General features: G+C 33.7%; 19 protein-coding genes. 11 read left to right on the top strand and 8 right to left on the bottom strand.

The genetic code is table 11. The annotated features are described in order from the left end of the window. Positions 1-43: 43 nt before the first annotated feature. From priX to J5U23_RS14190, 5 genes are all read left to right on the top strand, one after another. Positions 44-508, top strand: coding sequence for a DNA primase noncatalytic subunit PriX (gene priX, locus J5U23_RS14210; protein ID WP_218266452.1), 465 nt, complete (start codon positions 44-46; stop codon positions 506-508). A 49-nt stretch (positions 509-557) separates the two neighbouring features. Next, a complete protein-coding gene (locus J5U23_RS14205; RefSeq protein ID WP_218266451.1) occupies positions 558-794 on the top strand; it encodes a hypothetical protein in 237 nt (78 codons plus the stop codon). Between the two features lie 121 nt (positions 795-915). Then, a complete protein-coding gene (locus J5U23_RS14200) occupies positions 916-1,839 on the top strand; it encodes a hypothetical protein (protein WP_218266450.1) in 924 nt (307 codons plus the stop codon). Positions 1,840-1,877: 38 nt separating this feature from the next. Further along, entirely contained in the window at positions 1,878-4,682 is a 2,805-nt protein-coding gene (gene leuS, locus J5U23_RS14195) for a leucine--tRNA ligase (protein ID WP_218266449.1), read from the top strand. Positions 4,683-4,684: 2 nt separating this feature from the next. Next, a complete protein-coding gene (locus J5U23_RS14190; protein ID WP_218266448.1) occupies positions 4,685-5,620 on the top strand; it encodes a nucleoside hydrolase in 936 nt (311 codons plus the stop codon). Here J5U23_RS14190 and J5U23_RS14185 read toward each other — a convergent pair. After that, complete coding sequence (locus tag J5U23_RS14185; RefSeq protein WP_009991401.1) at positions 5,617-5,772, bottom strand: AbrB/MazE/SpoVT family DNA-binding domain-containing protein; 156 nt, start codon at positions 5,770-5,772, stop codon at positions 5,617-5,619. The two genes, J5U23_RS14190 and J5U23_RS14185, sit on opposite strands and share 4 nt — an antisense overlap. Before the next feature lie 169 nt (positions 5,773-5,941). Between J5U23_RS14185 and J5U23_RS14180 the strand changes: the two genes are divergently transcribed. Both J5U23_RS14180 and J5U23_RS14175 read left to right on the top strand, forming a co-directional pair. Then, positions 5,942-6,928, top strand: a complete 987-nt coding sequence (locus J5U23_RS14180; RefSeq protein WP_218266447.1) for a tetratricopeptide repeat protein — start codon at positions 5,942-5,944, stop codon at positions 6,926-6,928. Between the two features lie 31 nt (positions 6,929-6,959). Then, complete coding sequence (locus J5U23_RS14175) at positions 6,960-7,292, top strand: hypothetical protein (RefSeq protein WP_240781721.1); 333 nt, start codon at positions 6,960-6,962, stop codon at positions 7,290-7,292. A gap of 1,018 nt (positions 7,293-8,310) precedes the next feature. Here the strand turns inward: J5U23_RS14175 and J5U23_RS14170 are convergent. Both J5U23_RS14170 and J5U23_RS14165 read right to left on the bottom strand, forming a co-directional pair. Further along, a complete protein-coding gene (locus tag J5U23_RS14170) occupies positions 8,311-9,324 on the bottom strand; it encodes a hypothetical protein (RefSeq protein WP_218265745.1) in 1,014 nt (337 codons plus the stop codon). Then, on the bottom strand, positions 9,321-9,572 hold the full coding sequence (locus J5U23_RS14165) for a plasmid regulator (protein WP_218265744.1): 252 nt from the start codon (positions 9,570-9,572) through the stop codon (positions 9,321-9,323). The genes J5U23_RS14170 and J5U23_RS14165 overlap by 4 nt, the downstream gene beginning before the upstream one ends. 386 nt (positions 9,573-9,958) lie before the next feature. Between J5U23_RS14165 and J5U23_RS14160 the strand changes: the two genes are divergently transcribed. Beyond that, positions 9,959-10,186 (top strand): hypothetical protein, encoded by a 228-nt coding sequence (locus J5U23_RS14160; RefSeq protein ID WP_011921277.1) that lies wholly within the window; start codon positions 9,959-9,961, stop codon positions 10,184-10,186. Positions 10,187-10,812: 626 nt separating this feature from the next. Here the strand turns inward: J5U23_RS14160 and J5U23_RS14155 are convergent. The 5 genes from J5U23_RS14155 to J5U23_RS14135 form a co-directional block, all read right to left on the bottom strand. Then, on the bottom strand, positions 10,813-11,124 hold the full coding sequence (locus tag J5U23_RS14155; protein WP_244988741.1) for a type II toxin-antitoxin system RelE family toxin: 312 nt from the start codon (positions 11,122-11,124) through the stop codon (positions 10,813-10,815). A 104-nt stretch (positions 11,125-11,228) separates the two neighbouring features. Beyond that, on the bottom strand, positions 11,229-11,450 hold the full coding sequence (locus J5U23_RS14150; RefSeq protein WP_218265775.1) for a hypothetical protein: 222 nt from the start codon (positions 11,448-11,450) through the stop codon (positions 11,229-11,231). An 11-nt stretch (positions 11,451-11,461) separates the two neighbouring features. Further along, positions 11,462-13,075: a helicase C-terminal domain-containing protein gene (locus J5U23_RS14145; protein ID WP_218265743.1), complete on the bottom strand. Its 1,614-nt coding sequence runs from the start codon at positions 13,073-13,075 to the stop codon at positions 11,462-11,464. Beyond that, positions 13,075-14,358: a ParB N-terminal domain-containing protein gene (locus J5U23_RS14140; protein WP_218265742.1), complete on the bottom strand. Its 1,284-nt coding sequence runs from the start codon at positions 14,356-14,358 to the stop codon at positions 13,075-13,077. Before J5U23_RS14140 ends, J5U23_RS14145 begins: the two co-directional genes overlap by 1 nt. Next, on the bottom strand, positions 14,358-14,618 hold the full coding sequence (locus J5U23_RS14135) for a winged helix-turn-helix domain-containing protein (protein WP_010978196.1): 261 nt from the start codon (positions 14,616-14,618) through the stop codon (positions 14,358-14,360). Before J5U23_RS14135 ends, J5U23_RS14140 begins: the two co-directional genes overlap by 1 nt. Positions 14,619-14,737: 119 nt before the next feature. On the opposite strand from J5U23_RS14135, the gene J5U23_RS14130 reads away from it, so the two are divergent. The 3 genes from J5U23_RS14130 to J5U23_RS14120 all read left to right on the top strand — a co-directional run bounded on the left by J5U23_RS14130 (position 14,738) and on the right by J5U23_RS14120 (position 15,863). After that, a complete protein-coding gene (locus tag J5U23_RS14130; protein WP_010978198.1) occupies positions 14,738-15,031 on the top strand; it encodes a helix-turn-helix domain-containing protein in 294 nt (97 codons plus the stop codon). Further along, a complete protein-coding gene (locus J5U23_RS14125) occupies positions 15,024-15,311 on the top strand; it encodes a type II toxin-antitoxin system RelE family toxin (RefSeq protein WP_010978199.1) in 288 nt (95 codons plus the stop codon). The genes J5U23_RS14130 and J5U23_RS14125 overlap by 8 nt, the downstream gene beginning before the upstream one ends. Before the next feature lie 228 nt (positions 15,312-15,539). Further along, entirely contained in the window at positions 15,540-15,863 is a 324-nt protein-coding gene (locus J5U23_RS14120; protein ID WP_218265741.1) for a hypothetical protein, read from the top strand. The last annotated feature ends 1 nt before the right edge of the window (position 15,864 follow it).

Here is a 15,864-nt window from a genome sequence, read left to right as displayed (position 1 = left end):
GATTTTAAGCTATATTTTTTTCCTTGAATATCAATCATCTATTGTGAGCCAAGAGAAAAAAGTTAGAAGAATTATTCTTCACTACCCCGATGATACGCCTGCTGGATATATAGAGTATGCCGATGGTTTTTCCTCAATCTATGACAATGAGGGAAATTTCTTGTTTAAAGTGGAAGGAAAATTTCCACCTCCACCTAAAAAATCGTCAGATTATTCGTGGGTAGATAAGGTTTTAGAAAAAGGATTACAAGACTCAAGGAAAAGATTTATACTTTATGTTGCATCCAGATATTTAGTAAATGTAAAAGGTATTAATGAAGATGATGCATTAAATATCTTAAAAGGGTTCTACTATAAATTGCAATCTGGGAAAGTTTATGAATCTTGGTTAAAGTCTGTACTAAATGGAGTTAAAAAGAAAGGATTGCTCCCTTGGTCGTTAAAGAGAATAGAGGAAAGAGATAAGGAAATGTATAATGAGATAATGAAAGTATTAAAAAATAACTAGATTTCGTGAAAAAGATCCATTATGAACAATTAAATTATTTTTATGGATAATGCTTAAAACCCTAGTTGAAGTAAGATACATTATGAAAGATAAGTACTCTATCACAACTTGGCTGCTAATATTGGTTCCTTTAACAGTATTCCTTATAATAACAATATGGGTTGTTGATTTACTGTTTCTAGCTCCGCAATGGAGGCAGGCAATTCCAGCAGTTGTAGGATTTGCAGCAACATTCTTAGTATTGGGTGTATTTATAAGGGGAAAGTTTGGAAAATTTGTATTTTAATTTTTTTAATCATCACTTAAGACTTTCATCATTTTTCAGACGCTGGCGAATCAATCATCTAACTTAGATTGTTGACAGAAAAATTTAAATCTTATTAGGGTAACCCTAATACTGTGAGAAAATGATAAGCCTATCCACACTACTAAATCCACCAGAAGGATTAACTCTCTCAGAAATACTTGTAATCTCGTTAATTTTAGGTATGCTTCATGGTGCAACTCCAGATGAGCATACATGGCCAATAACGTTCAGTTATGCGGTAGGAAAATATAGTTCAAAAGAAGGAATGAAAGCTGGATTTCTATTTTCACTAGGTTTTACCATTCAGAGGGCATTTCTAACCACACTAGGTTTTATAGGTCTCGCAGCTATCTACGAAAAATACAATTTGGATGGTCCAGTATATACTATAGTTGGAATCGTCATGGCTATTGCTGGTTCTTATATACTAAAAGGGAGATATCTGCATTTGCCAATAGATGTTCTATTTAAGAGCAAACATCATAGTACCAAAACTAGTGGAGTAGAATTGCATGATATACCGTTAAAAATGACTATAGTTCATGGTCTAATTGCTGGTTTTGGGTTTGGAGCCTATGCTAGTATAATAACGTTTGTTTTAGCACCCCAGTTACCCTCAATAGTTTATGCCCCGTTGCCTGGGCTAATGTTTGGAATAGGTACAATGATTATGCAGATGATATTTGGTACAATATTTGGTAATATATTGCGTGCAAAAAGGTTAACAGAGGAGGAGATGTCATATGTTGCGAGGAAAACTGCAGGGAGAGTACTTTACTATGGTGGTTTGGTATTTACTATGGTGGGTTTACTTATAATAGCCTTTCCAGTTATTGACAACTTTGCAATATCAACTGGAAATCCAATACCTAATCTTGATGCTATAGATATAGGATTCTTATTAGTGCTTAGTGTTGTCGGTATAATAGGTATTAGTAGTATAATTCTAGGAATTAAAGAAGCTACTAGACTATCTAGAACAAATCGGAAATCGGCTAACTTCTCTACATATAAAAAGTCTTAAGTTATAACGTTTTTAAGATTAGAAAACATTTTAGTTTTATGTATAATGATTTCTTCAATTCCATAGCTTCTAAATGGCAAGCGGAATGGGAAAAAAGTAAGGTATTTGAAGCAAATATAGATTACTCTAAACCAAAATTTTTCATTACAGTTCCTTTTCCTTACACAAATAGCCCAATGCATGTGGGTCATGGGAGAACCTATGTTACTGCAGATATTTACGCTAGATACTTAAGGATGAGAGGATATAACGTACTATTCCCGTTTGCGTTTCAATTTACAGGTACTCCGGTATTAGCTATAGCCGATTCAATAAGAAGAGGGGATGTTGATATGATAGAGTTCTTTAAGAGCGTTTATGGAGTACCAGAAGATAAACTCAAGGAACTGGGGGATCCATATAAGTTGGCTGAATATTTTAAAGAAGAAATGAAAAATACGGCGAAATCTATTGGAATGAGTATTGACTGGAGGAGATCTTTTACGACAACTGGTACTAGATTTGAGAAGTTCGTTCATTGGCAATTAAGGAAACTAAAAGAACTGGGTTATTTAGTTACTGAAGATGACGTTGTTGGCTATTGCCCTAATGATAATTTTCCAGTTGGCATGCATGATACAAGAGGCGATATAGAACCAGAAATCACCACAATGAACGTTATCTTATTTGAGGGTAGCGAGTCCTATAATTTCATGGTAGCTACCTCAAGACCAGAGCTAATATTCGGGGTAGTCGCACTAATGGTAAACCCTGACGCGAATTACGTAGTGGTTGAATATGAGGGTAAGAATTTCATAATATCAGAGAAGGCCTACAAGAAATTATCCTATCAGAAAAATATGAAAATGATAAAAACTATTTCTATATCAGATATCGTTAAATCATACGCTATAAACCCAGTAACTAGAAAAAAGCTTGAGATTATTAAAAGCAAATACGTTGATCCATCGCTAGGAACTGGAGTTGTAATGAGTTATCCAGCTCATGATCCATTTCATTATTTAGCAATTGCTGAGGCTAATAAGGAATTTGAAATAATACCAGTAATAGAGACTGAAGAACTCGACGAGATTCCCGGTGAAAGTGCAGTTTTACAAACTAAAAACACTTATGCGTTAAAGGACTTCATGGAAAGTATCTACAGAACTGAGTACTATAAGGGATATATGAAGGATACAATATTATCTCTAGTTCCAGACTTCTTAAAACAATACGTAAAGGAAAACATCGTTGGGAAGCAAGTTCAAGAGGCAAGAAAAAATACAATAGAGTTACTGAAATCTCTAAACATATACGATACTATTTATGAAATTTCGAATGGTCCAATTTACTGTAGATGTGGAGCTGAAATCGTACCCAAAAGGATAAAGAATCAATGGTTTATAGCTTATGATAATCCTAAGTGGAAAGCGTCAGTACTTAAGGCTATTAATAATATTGAGTTAATACCAAATCTAGCTAAAAGTGAACTAGAAAAAACTATATTCAATACTAGAAGAGAACCCATAGGGAGAAGTAGGGGTATTGGAGTTAAATTACCATGGGACGAGTCGCAGATTGTTGAAAGTTTGAGTGACTCCACATTGTACACCGTCCTATATACGATAATCTACAAGATGCCCATCGACATTGATAATGAGCTCTTTGAGTTTATCTTTCTAGGAAAAGGAGATACTAAAGAACTGGAAAAGAAATATGGCGCGGATCTCGTTCAACTAAGGGAAGAATTCTTATATTGGTATCCGGTAGATCAAAGACATACTGGAAGAGATTTAATTCAAAATCATATACCATTTTATATTTATAATCATCTTGCAATTTTTGGTGAGAAATACCTTCCTAAAAGAATTGTAATCAATGGCTTTGTGAGGGTTGGAGGAAGAAAAATGAGCAAAAGTCTAAAAAATATTTATACACTATCAAAAGCAATCAAAGAATTTGGGGTAGATCCAGTAAGAATAACATTAACTTCAACTTCCGATCTACTGCAAGATTTAGACTTTAATGAAAATTTGGTAAACCCAATAGCTGAACAACTAAAGAAGGTTTATGATCTAATTGATAGATTGTTAAGTATTAACACTGAGATTAAAGGGCTAAGAACAGCAGATGAGTGGCTTTCTTCTAAAACTAGGGAAATAATAGAAAAGGTGAAGAATGACATCACATCTTTTGAATTTAGAGATGCTGTAAATTTACTTCTTTATGAAATGTATGATGTTTTAAGAGATTATTTTGATCTAATTGAAATACCCAATCAAGAGGTAATAAGGAAGATATCGTCCATATGGATAAGGGCTCTTGCACCATTTGCACCACATATTGCAGAGGAATTATGGCATAAAATCTCAAGCACTTTTGTCTCTTTAGAAAAGTATCCAGAACCAAATGAATTAGATCTATATCCAGATGCAATTCTTGAGATATCCTATATTAACGAGATCATAGAAAATGTAAGGGAGCTGGAGGACCTTGTACATAAGAAAGCTGAAAAAGTAGTAATATACATTAATGAAAGTGAGAAAGTCAAAGAACTAATGAAAAATGCAATAAGTGCAATTAATGACGGAACCCCACTAAGAGAATTCGTTATGAAAACTGGAGATAAGATTGCTGAAAAAGTTTATGTCGTGGTCTCTAAATTAGATAAGTCTATAAGGGATTACCTATTGAAAAATGAGGTGGATGAAGAGCAAATAATAGTGAAGAATATGAATTTCTTGTTAAAGAGATTGGCAGTTTCAGAGATTGTAATATACAACGCAGAGGACCCCACAGTACCAGACGTAAAAGGAAAGAAGTCTCAAGCATTACCTTTAAGTCCAGCTATTGTGATAGAATAATCATGAGACATTTTATAATAGATTGTGATACTGCTGAAGATGACGTATTAAGCCTATATCTTTTGTTAAAGAACAACATTGACGTAGTTGCATTAACTATTGTTGAGGGTAATATATTATATGACCAAGAGATAAAGAATGCGCTATGGGCTTTGGAACAAGTCAGCCGTGAAATTCCAGTTTACCCTGGTGCTAACAAGCCATTAATAAAAAATTACATGACAGTAGAAAAGGTTCATGGAAAAGGTGGAATAGGAGATATATTGGTAGAACCCAAGAGGTTAAAAGCCAAAGAGAAGCATGCTGCATTAGCAATAATAGATTTGGCAAGCAAGTATGCGGGAGAATTGGAATTCTTAGCGATTTCGCCTCTAACTAACTTAGCTCTAGCTTACTTATTGGATAATTCGATAATAAAGAAAATTAAGAAAGTCTGGATAATGGGTGGGGCAGTATTTGGAATAGGCAATATTACTCCAGTGGCAGAGTTTAATGTTTGGGTAGATCCAGATGCTGCTAAAATAGTATTTAACGCTGGTTTTGATATTACCATGGTACCGTGGGACGTTATAATTAATTATCCAGTAACAGACGAAGAATGGAATTTAATTAAAAATATGAAGACCAAAATGAGTGAACTTTACGTTTCAATGTATTCACACTATAGGAAATACTCCTCAACAATTCAGAAGATAAATGGACATCCTCACCCTGATGCAATTACTACTGCAATAGCGATCGATGAGAGGGTAGCAATAAGGAAAGAGAAAAGGTTTGTAGTAATAGACAATACTGATAATATTACAAGAGGTATGACACTAGTAGATAGATTCGATGCCGACACTAGCTGGTCTGACAAACCTAATGCTGAAATAGTTTATGAAATAAATAAGAAAAGATTCATGGAAAAAATATATGATTTATTAAATTGGTTTTAGCTCTTTAAAATCTGAATCTTTACAACTCCTTCGTTTTCATCGTAAATTACCTTAACTAAATCTCCTTCTTTTACTGGGAATTTCTGTCTTACTTTTGCTGGTATTGTCACTTGATAGTTACGAGAAACCTTTACAACTTCTTCAACTGGCATAAAAATGTATTAGTAAAAGAAGGTTTAAATATTTTATCAAACTCTAAGAAAAGACAATCCTTGAAACTATTAAGGACTATTAAATATATAATGCATTAATTATACAGTTAGATGAAAAACACTAATGTTCCCATAATAATTTTATGCTTCCTTTCCTAATTTCACGAAAATGGAAAGAATAGCAGAGCTTGAAGAACAACTAAAAAAGGAGAAGAACAAGGAGAAGAGAAATATTCTATATACTGCACTTATTCAAGAATATTATAATCTTTATAAAAAATATAAAAATATGGAGTTCCTAGATAGAGCATTATCTATAGCGAATGAAATTGAGAAGATAAACCCTACTATCCTAAATATTTTAGGGCTAATATATCTAGAGAAAAGAAAGCCAGATATTGCAATTTTAACCTTTAAAGAATTACTTAGCGAGTATAATCTAAATAATGAAGATAAAAATGTTATTCTATATAATTTATCTTTAGCTTATTTTCAAAAAGGTGAGTTATTAAACGCGTATAACACACTAAAAAGCTTAGTATTAAACTCTAAAAAAGAGATAAATATATTAAGCAAAAAACTATTGGCGAAAGTTTGTCTAGCATTAGGGGAAATCAAATATGTAGAAGAAGCGAGAGAATTGTTGGAACAATTCGAAATTCCCTCTGAGGATCTTGCAATAACATATGCTTCATTAGCTAAATATTATAATGACACTAAACTACTAGAAAAGGCGAAAAGTATTGCAACAGTTTTAGGAAATGAAAAAATTCTAGCGGATATACTTTCAATATCAGATAATGAGGAAGATCTAAGAAAAGCAATCCAAATTTATGAAAAACTTGGAGATTACAATAGCCAATTAAAACCACTATACAAACTATCGAATAAAGACCCATCTTTGCTTGTGGAAATATTAGAAAAGATAGAAAATCTTGAGGATAGTAAAGACAAGCTAAACATCCTCTATGATATTTACAAGAGGACGAAGATAGTACAATTTCTTAAAGAAGCAATAGAAACTGCAGAAAAACTTCAAGACTACCTTTTTCTAGCTAGGGCTTATTCAGAACTAGCCAGTTATGAGGAAGAGGTGCCTAATCTACGAAAAGCAATCTCGTTCTACGAAAAGTATATTCAGAAGAATCAAGAGTAAAAATATATTCACCCTCTCTTCTTATTATTTCATGATAAAACATGCTGAATACACTAGGCACGGAATCACAGAACCCCTAATGTTAATAATGCTTTATAAAAAAGTTGAAGATGGCAAGATAATATCTGCGTTTAGATTTTCCGTATATAAAAACATGATAATAATCGTATATGAAGAGGATAAACTATCTGGTGGAGAAGTTCTAGACTTCGATATATATAATATGACAAATCTGATAAATAAAATTAAAAAGTATTATGATGAAGCAATTGATGATATAGTTATATTTGGAGAGAAACAATATGTAGACGAATTTCTAAATAGATTCCTAAGTGATGAGGAAGAAGAAACAGAGAAAAGATGACGAGCCATTCATGCACTGATTACAATATTAATATGTGTTTTCTATCTTATTTTAGAATCATATTTTATCATCAACGTAACTGATTGTTAAAAATTACCATAAGGGATCAGCAACGTTAATCAATTGTTGTCCAATCCAACTTAGAAACTTTACATTTTCAGAATTCTATGTAATCTTATCATGTTATTTAAGAGCTCCGGTAAAATTGGGTAAATTGGGCGATTCAAGTTTCTTTTGCGAATTATAATTCATGAATAAGATGAATACAACAAAGTAAACTGCTTAGCGTGGATCTTTACCTAGTCAGTAGGATGGTATTTAATTAAATTCATTACGATTCTTTAAATAAACTGAATTCGCAAAGGATGCATTAATGACCCACAACTTAACTTAATCCATGTTTTTCTGTAGCTTTCTTTAATATTCGGATTTTTTGCTCGTTATCTAATTTATTCACGTTAATCCCTACCATACTATCACATTCTATTATTAAGTAGTGAAAGCGTTCCAAAAATATCCTTCGCTGTTGCAAATCCCTTATATTTATAGAGAACGTAAACCTCTTTCAATTTAATTAAAAATTAGTGCCGCGGCCGGGATTTGAACCCGGGTCACGGGCTCGAAAGGGCTATTTTGTTTTCTCAGAAACGTTTTGAAAATACGTCAAAGTTTCCGATTTACCTGTCCATGTTAATGAGAAAAAGAAGAAGTGAAAAACTTGATTTCTACTTACGGTTTAAGGAAAAGGAGTTTTCCGCGTTTACGAGTTTAATTTCTTTAATAATTTAGGACTTACACAGTAAAGCCTACCCCTATCTGTCTAACCGCAAATTCGTAAGTCCTTATGAACTCTTCTCTATACGGTAAACATATTTCTTCCGAGCTAGAATACGTTTTAATAGAACGAACAAAAGAACGCCTTATGTTGCATGTTGAAGCAAATAGAATCATGTTATGAAAGAGAAGTAGAACGCAAATAAAGTCTAAAACGTAACATATCTCATCAAGTTTAACTCTATTATTTCTTAAAATTCTTGTGTCTTTCTTTTATCATTTCTCCTAAGCATATTACAATTTTTTCAAAGAAATATTTCTTTATAGGATCCCTATCTAACGGTGGGGTAGATATCAAAAATTCACCCTTTCCTAACCTTAACCTTATCATGAAGCTATACTTCATATATCTACCTAAGTAGTCTGGTAATTTATCTGTAGATCTGACTGTAACATCACTAATACAGTCTTTAACAATACCAGTTTGAATTAGTGAATCGTCAAAGAGAATAGGTCTTGCAATGTCTGGAGGTATTTGTATATTATTAACATTAAAAGATCTTATAGGGTTTAATGGATGAGCTACTAAAAAGTTGAGCTTTTTTATGATAAAATATTCATAAGCGAAAGGTTGTATTAACGGACGTTGAAATTGAATTCCGTTATAGTTTATTGCCCATGTTTTGGTTTTTGGGTTGACTTGCCAAAAGAAGGGTACATCGGAAATATTAACAAAGATGCCACCATTCTCTATGTATTCTAAAATTTTATTTAATGAGCTGAGGTTTATGGGATCCTCTTCTGGATAGGATCCTCCATAAGGATTAATTATTATTTCGAATTTAGATAGATTTTCTTTAGTAATATCAATAATATTAAAATCTAATGCAGTATCGTTTTCATTAGCGTTATTTCGTGAACGTAGTGCGTTCGATAACTCTTTACTCAAAATATTTTTTAGCTCGTTTATTTCCCCTTTAAATATTGAATTAGGACTATTCCAGCTTATCGCATTTTTAGGTTCAAGACCTTGAATGCTTATAATTCCTATTTTTATTCTATTTCTTCTCCATCTAAAATAAGAATAGTATTTATCAAGAATATATTTATCTAACTTAACACCTAATGCCATAAATAAAATCGATACTAAAAATATAGGTAATACATAAGTATAAAGGTTAAATATTTTAAGGATAGAACCTGTTAATGCACCACCTAAAGCTAATAAAAAGCTTCTTATATATTCTGGAATTCTCATAGTATCTCCTCCTTATACTTCAGGCAATACATCCTCTCTTTTCCAGCTTTGCTTTTATGCCACTTCCTCTCTATTATACCCCTCTGTGCCAACCTGGATAAGTAAACTAACAGCTCATTTTTATCTACTCCAGTCTTTTCATTAAGATACTCTAAGCTGCAGCAACTCCCTGGAGCTTTAGCCATTATCATTAAAATAAGCTGGGTAATCGTAAAACGTTTCTTGTGTTTCTCAATCTTACTTTCCATAAAATTGTATTGAAAATTTTCCCTTAATAAACCTTAACTAGGATTAACAAAGTGTTACCTCCTTAGAAGGGGTCAGAAAATGGGTTTACTAACTGGGAATATCAGGATTAACAAATTGTAAGGTTTATCGCCATGAATGTAAGAGCTTGCTCTTTTGACCAAAATTTTTGAGATCCGGGCAGGATTAAAGTTATTAGTTATAAAGTACAAAGAAGTATAAGGCGGGGTCAGTTCGTAACATGCTCATCATGCGTCAGTCCACCGTCGCTCATCACCATTTGACCCCGCTATGTACCAGATTGTACTTTCAGATATTTAAATTTTGTGGTACATTATGGTACAATAAAGTTTTTATATTAAAGTACAATAAAGTATATTGAGGTAAAATGCCTAGACCAGGCTATAAATCGGTTTACTTCCCTGATGACGAGTTATGGAAGAAGATAGTTGATGAAGCTGAGAAGAGGAAAGTAAGCGTTTATGAAGTGTTAAAAGACGCTTTTGAGTGCTACATGAAGGAAAAGGAAGGAAATAAAATGAGTCTAGAAGAAGTGGTTAAAGAACTTCAACAGTTAAAGAAAAGAGTTGAGGAGTTAGAAAAGAAAGTTAAATAGAATTTTTCAGTAAACTGGGGAGTTTGATGTAGAGAGCTTTTTAAATAAATTAATTAAATATGAACAAGAAAAATCTTCTTATATCATTCATTATTTTGAGTGTTGTCATAACTATAGCTGTAATATTAACGCATTCTTTCGTTGTAAGAGTTTGCTTAGATCTAGGAATGTTTGATTCAATTCAAAGACATATAGTAATATATATTTATCAGTGCATAATGTATATGTGTTGTATTATCTCACTTCTTACTTGTATCTATTGTACATTATCAGCTAATATTGAAAAATTCTATAAAATAAAAGAAGAGGGAATTTTTATAAAGTAAACTTTATTTTTAAAATTTTTCTAGCATAAAGAGAAGGAATATAAAATTTTTCTCAGTAAACTGGGGAGTTATTTCAATTTTTCTCACGCTAAAAAACGACGACTAGCGCTTATCCTACTATCAATCCAATTTTTCAAAATTCAATGAGAAGAAACCAGCATATCCTTTTTAATGCTAGTAACAAACATATAATTATGAGAATTGTTGAGGATAAGGATGGAGAAAGGTTCTTAGTTATTGAGAATGATGCGGACTTCGAGAGGTTTAAGGAAGACTTACTGAGACTTGCAAGAGAGAAGGCTAAGGGTCATGCCCGTAAACCTTCTTATGAGACCCAACCTCCCAAATGAAAACTATACAGTTTTTTGGATCCACGCTGTAAAGTATCCTTATATCACCCGTAACTTCTATTGAGAACATGGGATTTCCGTATTTATCTCTTCCAAGCTTCTCTCTGGAATATTTTAGTGGGTCTTTTCTTAGTAAATCTAATTTTTCAAGTATTAACATTACTGTTTTATCAACGAAATTATCTACTGCATACTCCATAAACTCATGATAGTTCTTTGCTTTCCTCATTGAAAACCTCAATTCCCACTTCTCACAAACCACAATAAGATAAAAAGAAAAACATATTTAAAAATCTTTCTCTTTTCGTATATTATCTCATTAGGAATAATAACTAAATAAATAGTAAAATCGCTTATCCAAAAAGCTTAATCTCTTTCCCGCTTTCTCATCTCTTCTTCTAATACCTTCTCAAACTCTTCCTCATCGGCATTTAATAATCTGACAAAGTGATCAATGTCCTCAGGGCTTTCCATAACTGCACATATTTTACCGTTGACTTTAACGATCCTCATCTTCAGCCTCCTCTTTAACTCCTCACTATTGTTAATTATTAAAACCTCGTCCGTCTCGGGCTTAATAACCTTCATAAAATATAATTCTAAGCAAAAAGCTTAATCTCTTTTTCAGAAATACCCAAGTCAGAAAAGTACTCCTTATAACGACTGTCACAAAGGTAAATCTTAACGTAATCGTTAGGGTCACGAAAAGCCCTGCCGATAGTCTGCTTTATAGTAATTAATGTAATCTGCTTAGCCACTTCCTCCTCACTAACCCCCCAAATCTTAGCCAACCTTTCCGTTCTATGCTTTACCATGTCATCTGAAACGTTAGGATAAGGTAAACCAGCTAACACCAAAGAATCAAACAGATTCTTATTCTTCTCATCCCTGAATTCAATGCCCTCACTTTCTTTAGCCCTTGTTACGAGAAATACTAAATACTTCCTACCTTTCAATAGCTCAAGCATTTCAGAATGCGTTATCTTCCTACCCTCCTCTATTACCGGTATTCCCTTAATCTTCTCTTTAACTAAAGAAAGCATACTATAGCTGGGAAAGAAGACTAAAACATTAGAACTGCTCGAATCATATATCTTAGTAAGAATTTCCGCATAAATGCTCGCATTAGAAGTTCTGTTCCGCATCGATGAAGAAACGCTACTGCAGTAATAATATTCCGCTTTTCCCAAACTTACATTAACGTCTATCCTGTGCGAGTTAGGTAAAGAGAGCTGTGGCATTGTACCGCTCATCAACACTTTATATTTGAATAGGTTTAACGCCTCAGTCATTTCATCATAATAATTGTTAGGAATAACTACAAGAGACCCGTTGCAATTGAATACTTCACCGCTCTCGTTAAGGAACTTACTCAAAGCCCTTAAAGATGATTTGCTTACAGGTCCTTTATTCAAATTTACGTAAGTAGCAGTCGCCATATTTATCTTCCTTAACAGCTCCGGGTTCGGTCTGGGAATTATGGGTAGGGAATGACACTTCCCGTCACTTACTAATTGTTCCATGAAATTTAGTAGAGAGTTTAAGTAATCCTTTATGTCGATTACATTAGTTTTTCCTAAACTCCCTACTACGTCAACTTCCTCCATTGCTCTCTCTACTGTTTTCTTAGTAATTCTCTTCATAAACCATTTGTCTGCCTCTAAAATATTGTGGGCTTCATCGATTACTGCCAAATAATCCGAGGGAGTTAATCCATCTTTCTTCATGAAGAGTGAGTTTCTTATGTATCTGGAAAATAGGTAAGGGTAAGTGAGTACTATAACTTCCCTGGATTTCAGTGTTGATTTCAAAGAGTAATAAGGGCAATAGTCCTCAGCGTGTTTAATCTCAGCAAGGACTTTAGTAGGCTCTTTATCGTCTATCACTTTAATTTTCTCTTTTAAAGAACATAGGTCACAGTTAATGTCTTCTGGATCCTCATTACCTTCAGCATACACACATGAGGAGGATTTACCGAAGAGGAAACCAACACTCATACCCAACATTTTAGCGTTCTTATAAACGCTCTCAAACTCACTGTGAGTCCTTACAAAGAACACTGCCTTCTTGTTTAACATCCTCGCTAGGAGTAATGCAAATATTGTCTTTCCAGCTCCGGGGTTTGCGGAAAGTATCAAAGTTTTACCGTTTTTAATAACGTTGAGTGCTTCGCCTAACTTCTCTTCCTGCCACTGTCTTAACTGCAATTCCATCACGCCAATAGTTGATATGATATGGAGTATGCTCCTTCTTCGGGGTCGTAAAAGCCCAAACCCTTAGACTGTATGAATTCCTCTAATTTCTTGTATTTACCTACTCCTTTACCGCTCTTCAGCTCATTTATTGCCTTAGCACTGATAAGATACGTTTTACCGTCAAGAGTAACCAGATATAGTTTAGTTTTGTCTAACTCTACGAAACCCTCAGTTAATAATTGCCTTAAGTAGTCTTCTAACTCATTATCTTCATTAGTGGTAAACTGGGGAGTTAACTGTTTAGCCTCTTCTTGTTTTAGCTCCTCATTAGCCTTCTTCCATTCTTCTAAGAGCGGATATTCTTCATTTTCGTCTAACTCTCTCTGTCCTTCTTCAGTCTCATCTTCCTCTTCTTCTTCAGTATCTTCTTTTGCCCTGGACTTTCTCTTAGACTTAGCTAACTTCTCTTCAGTCTTCAGCTTGTTTATCGCTTGTGAAACAGCCATTTTATGGTCTAAAATTAGCTGTAGTAGATCGTCTCTTTCTAAGATGATTCTACGGCCTTCCTTAGTAGTAAGTAGCTGACTCCTTTCCGTTGGAGGAAGATTAACAATCTTTTGAAGCTTATCCTTAGCTTTGGTATATAATTCATATGCAGGCTTTAGGGGAATTTTTCCTTCATCGACTAACTGCCTTAACCATGGGAATTCTGATATTCTTGAATAACGATCTAATTCTCTTTCTGACACCTCCTTTGCACCTATCTCTTCCTTAGCCTTTTTTAGAGATTCGTAACTTATCCTATTTGTTTCATTATTTGCTTCTGAAATACTTTGACTTGTCAAAGAATTTTTCTCACTTTTCATTTCCGAATTCCTACCACTGGTGGTAGGATTTTGATCAGATTTTTGTATCTTATTCTGTTTACTTAATCTTTCTATCTTTTCTGCAACTTCCCTTATTAACCTTAGCACTTCATTCTTCTCTAGATGTCTTCTTTGTAAATTTAGCATAGCTATTAATTTATATGCAGTAACTCTGTCCTCAGAACTCTTAAAATTCCATTTTCTTACCTTAACTTCCTTAAAGTTCAGATTCTTCATTATTGATACTCTGGTATAGCCATCGAGAATAACATAGTCTTCATCAACGTCTATCGGCAATGTTTGGCCGTTCTTTGCAATACTGGAGGCTAATTGTTCCTTCATATTGTTAGGAGGTACTAATGACCTGAACTCATCATCTTCTTTTAATCTTTCAATAGGAACTATTTCTTCAGTATAGGATAATGTAGAACTCATTATGGATTCACCAGCTCCTTCAAACTTTCAATTTGTTTTATGAACTCGTTGAGAATTTGTTCGCCTTTCTCTGTTATTATGTATTTCCCATCAGCATACGTTACTGCCCCTAACGCCATTAGCTTGTAGATATTATCCCTAACTGTATTGTATGGAATATTTGCCCCTTCGCTTATTTCAATTATCGTTTTTGCTTCTCTCTTCTTTCTTAAATATGCAAGGATTTTATACATGGGGATTCCTTTTAATTCTTTTGACATATCTATCGTGTAATGTTATACATTACACATTATTTAAATCTTTTCTCTGTTCCGTTTCGCATTACAAATTACATAATGTTAAATGAAGAGTAGACTGAAAGTATCATGTAGCGGTTAGCATGACAGATAAAAAGCCGTTTGCTTTAAGTGAGGTTGCCCAAAGGGTTTTGATAGTCCTCGGAAGGGAAAATAGGGGTCTAACTGTTAGAGAGTTAGTTGAAAAAACAGATACTAACAGTGGTAGTATCAAGAGAGCGTTGGAAGAACTTGCCAAACTTAACCTAATAAAGGAGGAAAAAGAAAACGTGTTTCCTTATAGGAGGTTAATCAGTCTAACGGAGGTCGGAAGGGAAGTGGCTAAAAGAGTTATAGAAATAGAGGAATTAGTTAAGAAAGTGCAGTCAAATGGCTGAAGAGTGGAAATTAGTATTCCATATCAAAATTAAGAGACTACCCAGGGAGTTCCAGAGTGATGAATTAGAGAGGATAGAAGAGGCTTTAGACAAGCTAAGTAAAATGGAATTAAATGAGCTTGATATAAAGAAACTGGAGGGTTGGAATGATAATGAAAACAGAGATATATTTAGGATAAGAGTAGGAAGGGATATAAGAATTCTTGTCTCTTTCGATAACGAGAAAAAGCAAATTCATATATGGAGGATTGCTAGGAGGGAGTCTGTTTACGATGAATAATAGCGCTCTCTTTCTTTAACTCATTAAACAGTTTGTGTAATTCCTCACTATTATTAGTTATAGTAATCTCGTCAGTTTCCGGCTCTATTATCTTGATTTGTTTCTTTTCCATAGGTAATAGTTACACTACTTGGCTTAAAAAGATACAGTTAGGATTATTGTGTCCCGTTTCGCATTACACAGTAAAATTTAAATAATGTGTAATGTATAACATTACACAGAACAAACATGATTTCCACACAAATCCCCAAATCCATGATAAAGAGAACCTCAGTTTTTTACACTCTAGGAGAAGGAATAATCATTTCCGCAGATATTCAAAGTAAGTCAAGGAAAGATGTAGTTCACTATACCAGAATTGTTTTAGATCCGTTAAGCTTGAAAGTTGTCAAAAGCAGTTGCGATTGCGAAGGCTACACATTTAGAAGACACTGCTGGCATATTGAAACTCTAAAGCAGTTACTAAATGATATTAAGGTTAGGAATGAAATAGAGAAGGCTAGAGAGGAAATGATGGCAATAGAGGAAGATATAGCTTCGTGGGGGAGATGAT

Source organism: Saccharolobus shibatae B12 (genome assembly GCF_019175345.1).
GTDB lineage: Archaea > Thermoproteota > Thermoprotei_A > Sulfolobales > Sulfolobaceae > Saccharolobus > Saccharolobus shibatae.
The sequence above is the reverse complement of the archived record's forward strand: the minus strand, read 5'-3'. Positions and strand labels throughout refer to the sequence as shown.

Excerpts from the sequence above, each read along its gene's own strand:
- J5U23_RS14205 (WP_218266451.1), top strand. The coding sequence starts at position 558 with ATGCTTAAAACCCTAGTTGAAGTAAGATACATTATGAAAGATAAGTAC.
- J5U23_RS14200 (WP_218266450.1), top strand. The coding sequence starts at position 916 with ATGATAAGCCTATCCACACTACTAAATCCACCAGAAGGATTAACTCTC.
- leuS (WP_218266449.1), top strand. The coding sequence starts at position 1,878 with ATGTATAATGATTTCTTCAATTCCATAGCTTCTAAATGGCAAGCGGAA.
- J5U23_RS14190 (WP_218266448.1), top strand. The coding sequence starts at position 4,685 with ATGAGACATTTTATAATAGATTGTGATACTGCTGAAGATGACGTATTA.
- J5U23_RS14185 (WP_009991401.1), bottom strand. The coding sequence starts at position 5,772 with ATGCCAGTTGAAGAAGTTGTAAAGGTTTCTCGTAACTATCAAGTGACA.
- J5U23_RS14180 (WP_218266447.1), top strand. The coding sequence starts at position 5,942 with ATGGAAAGAATAGCAGAGCTTGAAGAACAACTAAAAAAGGAGAAGAAC.
- J5U23_RS14175 (WP_240781721.1), top strand. The coding sequence starts at position 6,960 with ATGATAAAACATGCTGAATACACTAGGCACGGAATCACAGAACCCCTA.
- J5U23_RS14170 (WP_218265745.1), bottom strand. The coding sequence starts at position 9,324 with ATGAGAATTCCAGAATATATAAGAAGCTTTTTATTAGCTTTAGGTGGT.
- J5U23_RS14165 (WP_218265744.1), bottom strand. The coding sequence starts at position 9,572 with ATGGAAAGTAAGATTGAGAAACACAAGAAACGTTTTACGATTACCCAG.
- J5U23_RS14160 (WP_011921277.1), top strand. The coding sequence starts at position 9,959 with ATGCCTAGACCAGGCTATAAATCGGTTTACTTCCCTGATGACGAGTTA.
- J5U23_RS14150 (WP_218265775.1), bottom strand. The coding sequence starts at position 11,450 with ATGAAGGTTATTAAGCCCGAGACGGACGAGGTTTTAATAATTAACAAT.
- J5U23_RS14145 (WP_218265743.1), bottom strand. The coding sequence starts at position 13,075 with ATGGAATTGCAGTTAAGACAGTGGCAGGAAGAGAAGTTAGGCGAAGCA.
- J5U23_RS14140 (WP_218265742.1), bottom strand. The coding sequence starts at position 14,358 with ATGAGTTCTACATTATCCTATACTGAAGAAATAGTTCCTATTGAAAGA.
- J5U23_RS14135 (WP_010978196.1), bottom strand. The coding sequence starts at position 14,618 with ATGTCAAAAGAATTAAAAGGAATCCCCATGTATAAAATCCTTGCATAT.
- J5U23_RS14130 (WP_010978198.1), top strand. The coding sequence starts at position 14,738 with ATGACAGATAAAAAGCCGTTTGCTTTAAGTGAGGTTGCCCAAAGGGTT.
- J5U23_RS14125 (WP_010978199.1), top strand. The coding sequence starts at position 15,024 with ATGGCTGAAGAGTGGAAATTAGTATTCCATATCAAAATTAAGAGACTA.
- J5U23_RS14120 (WP_218265741.1), top strand. The coding sequence starts at position 15,540 with ATGATTTCCACACAAATCCCCAAATCCATGATAAAGAGAACCTCAGTT.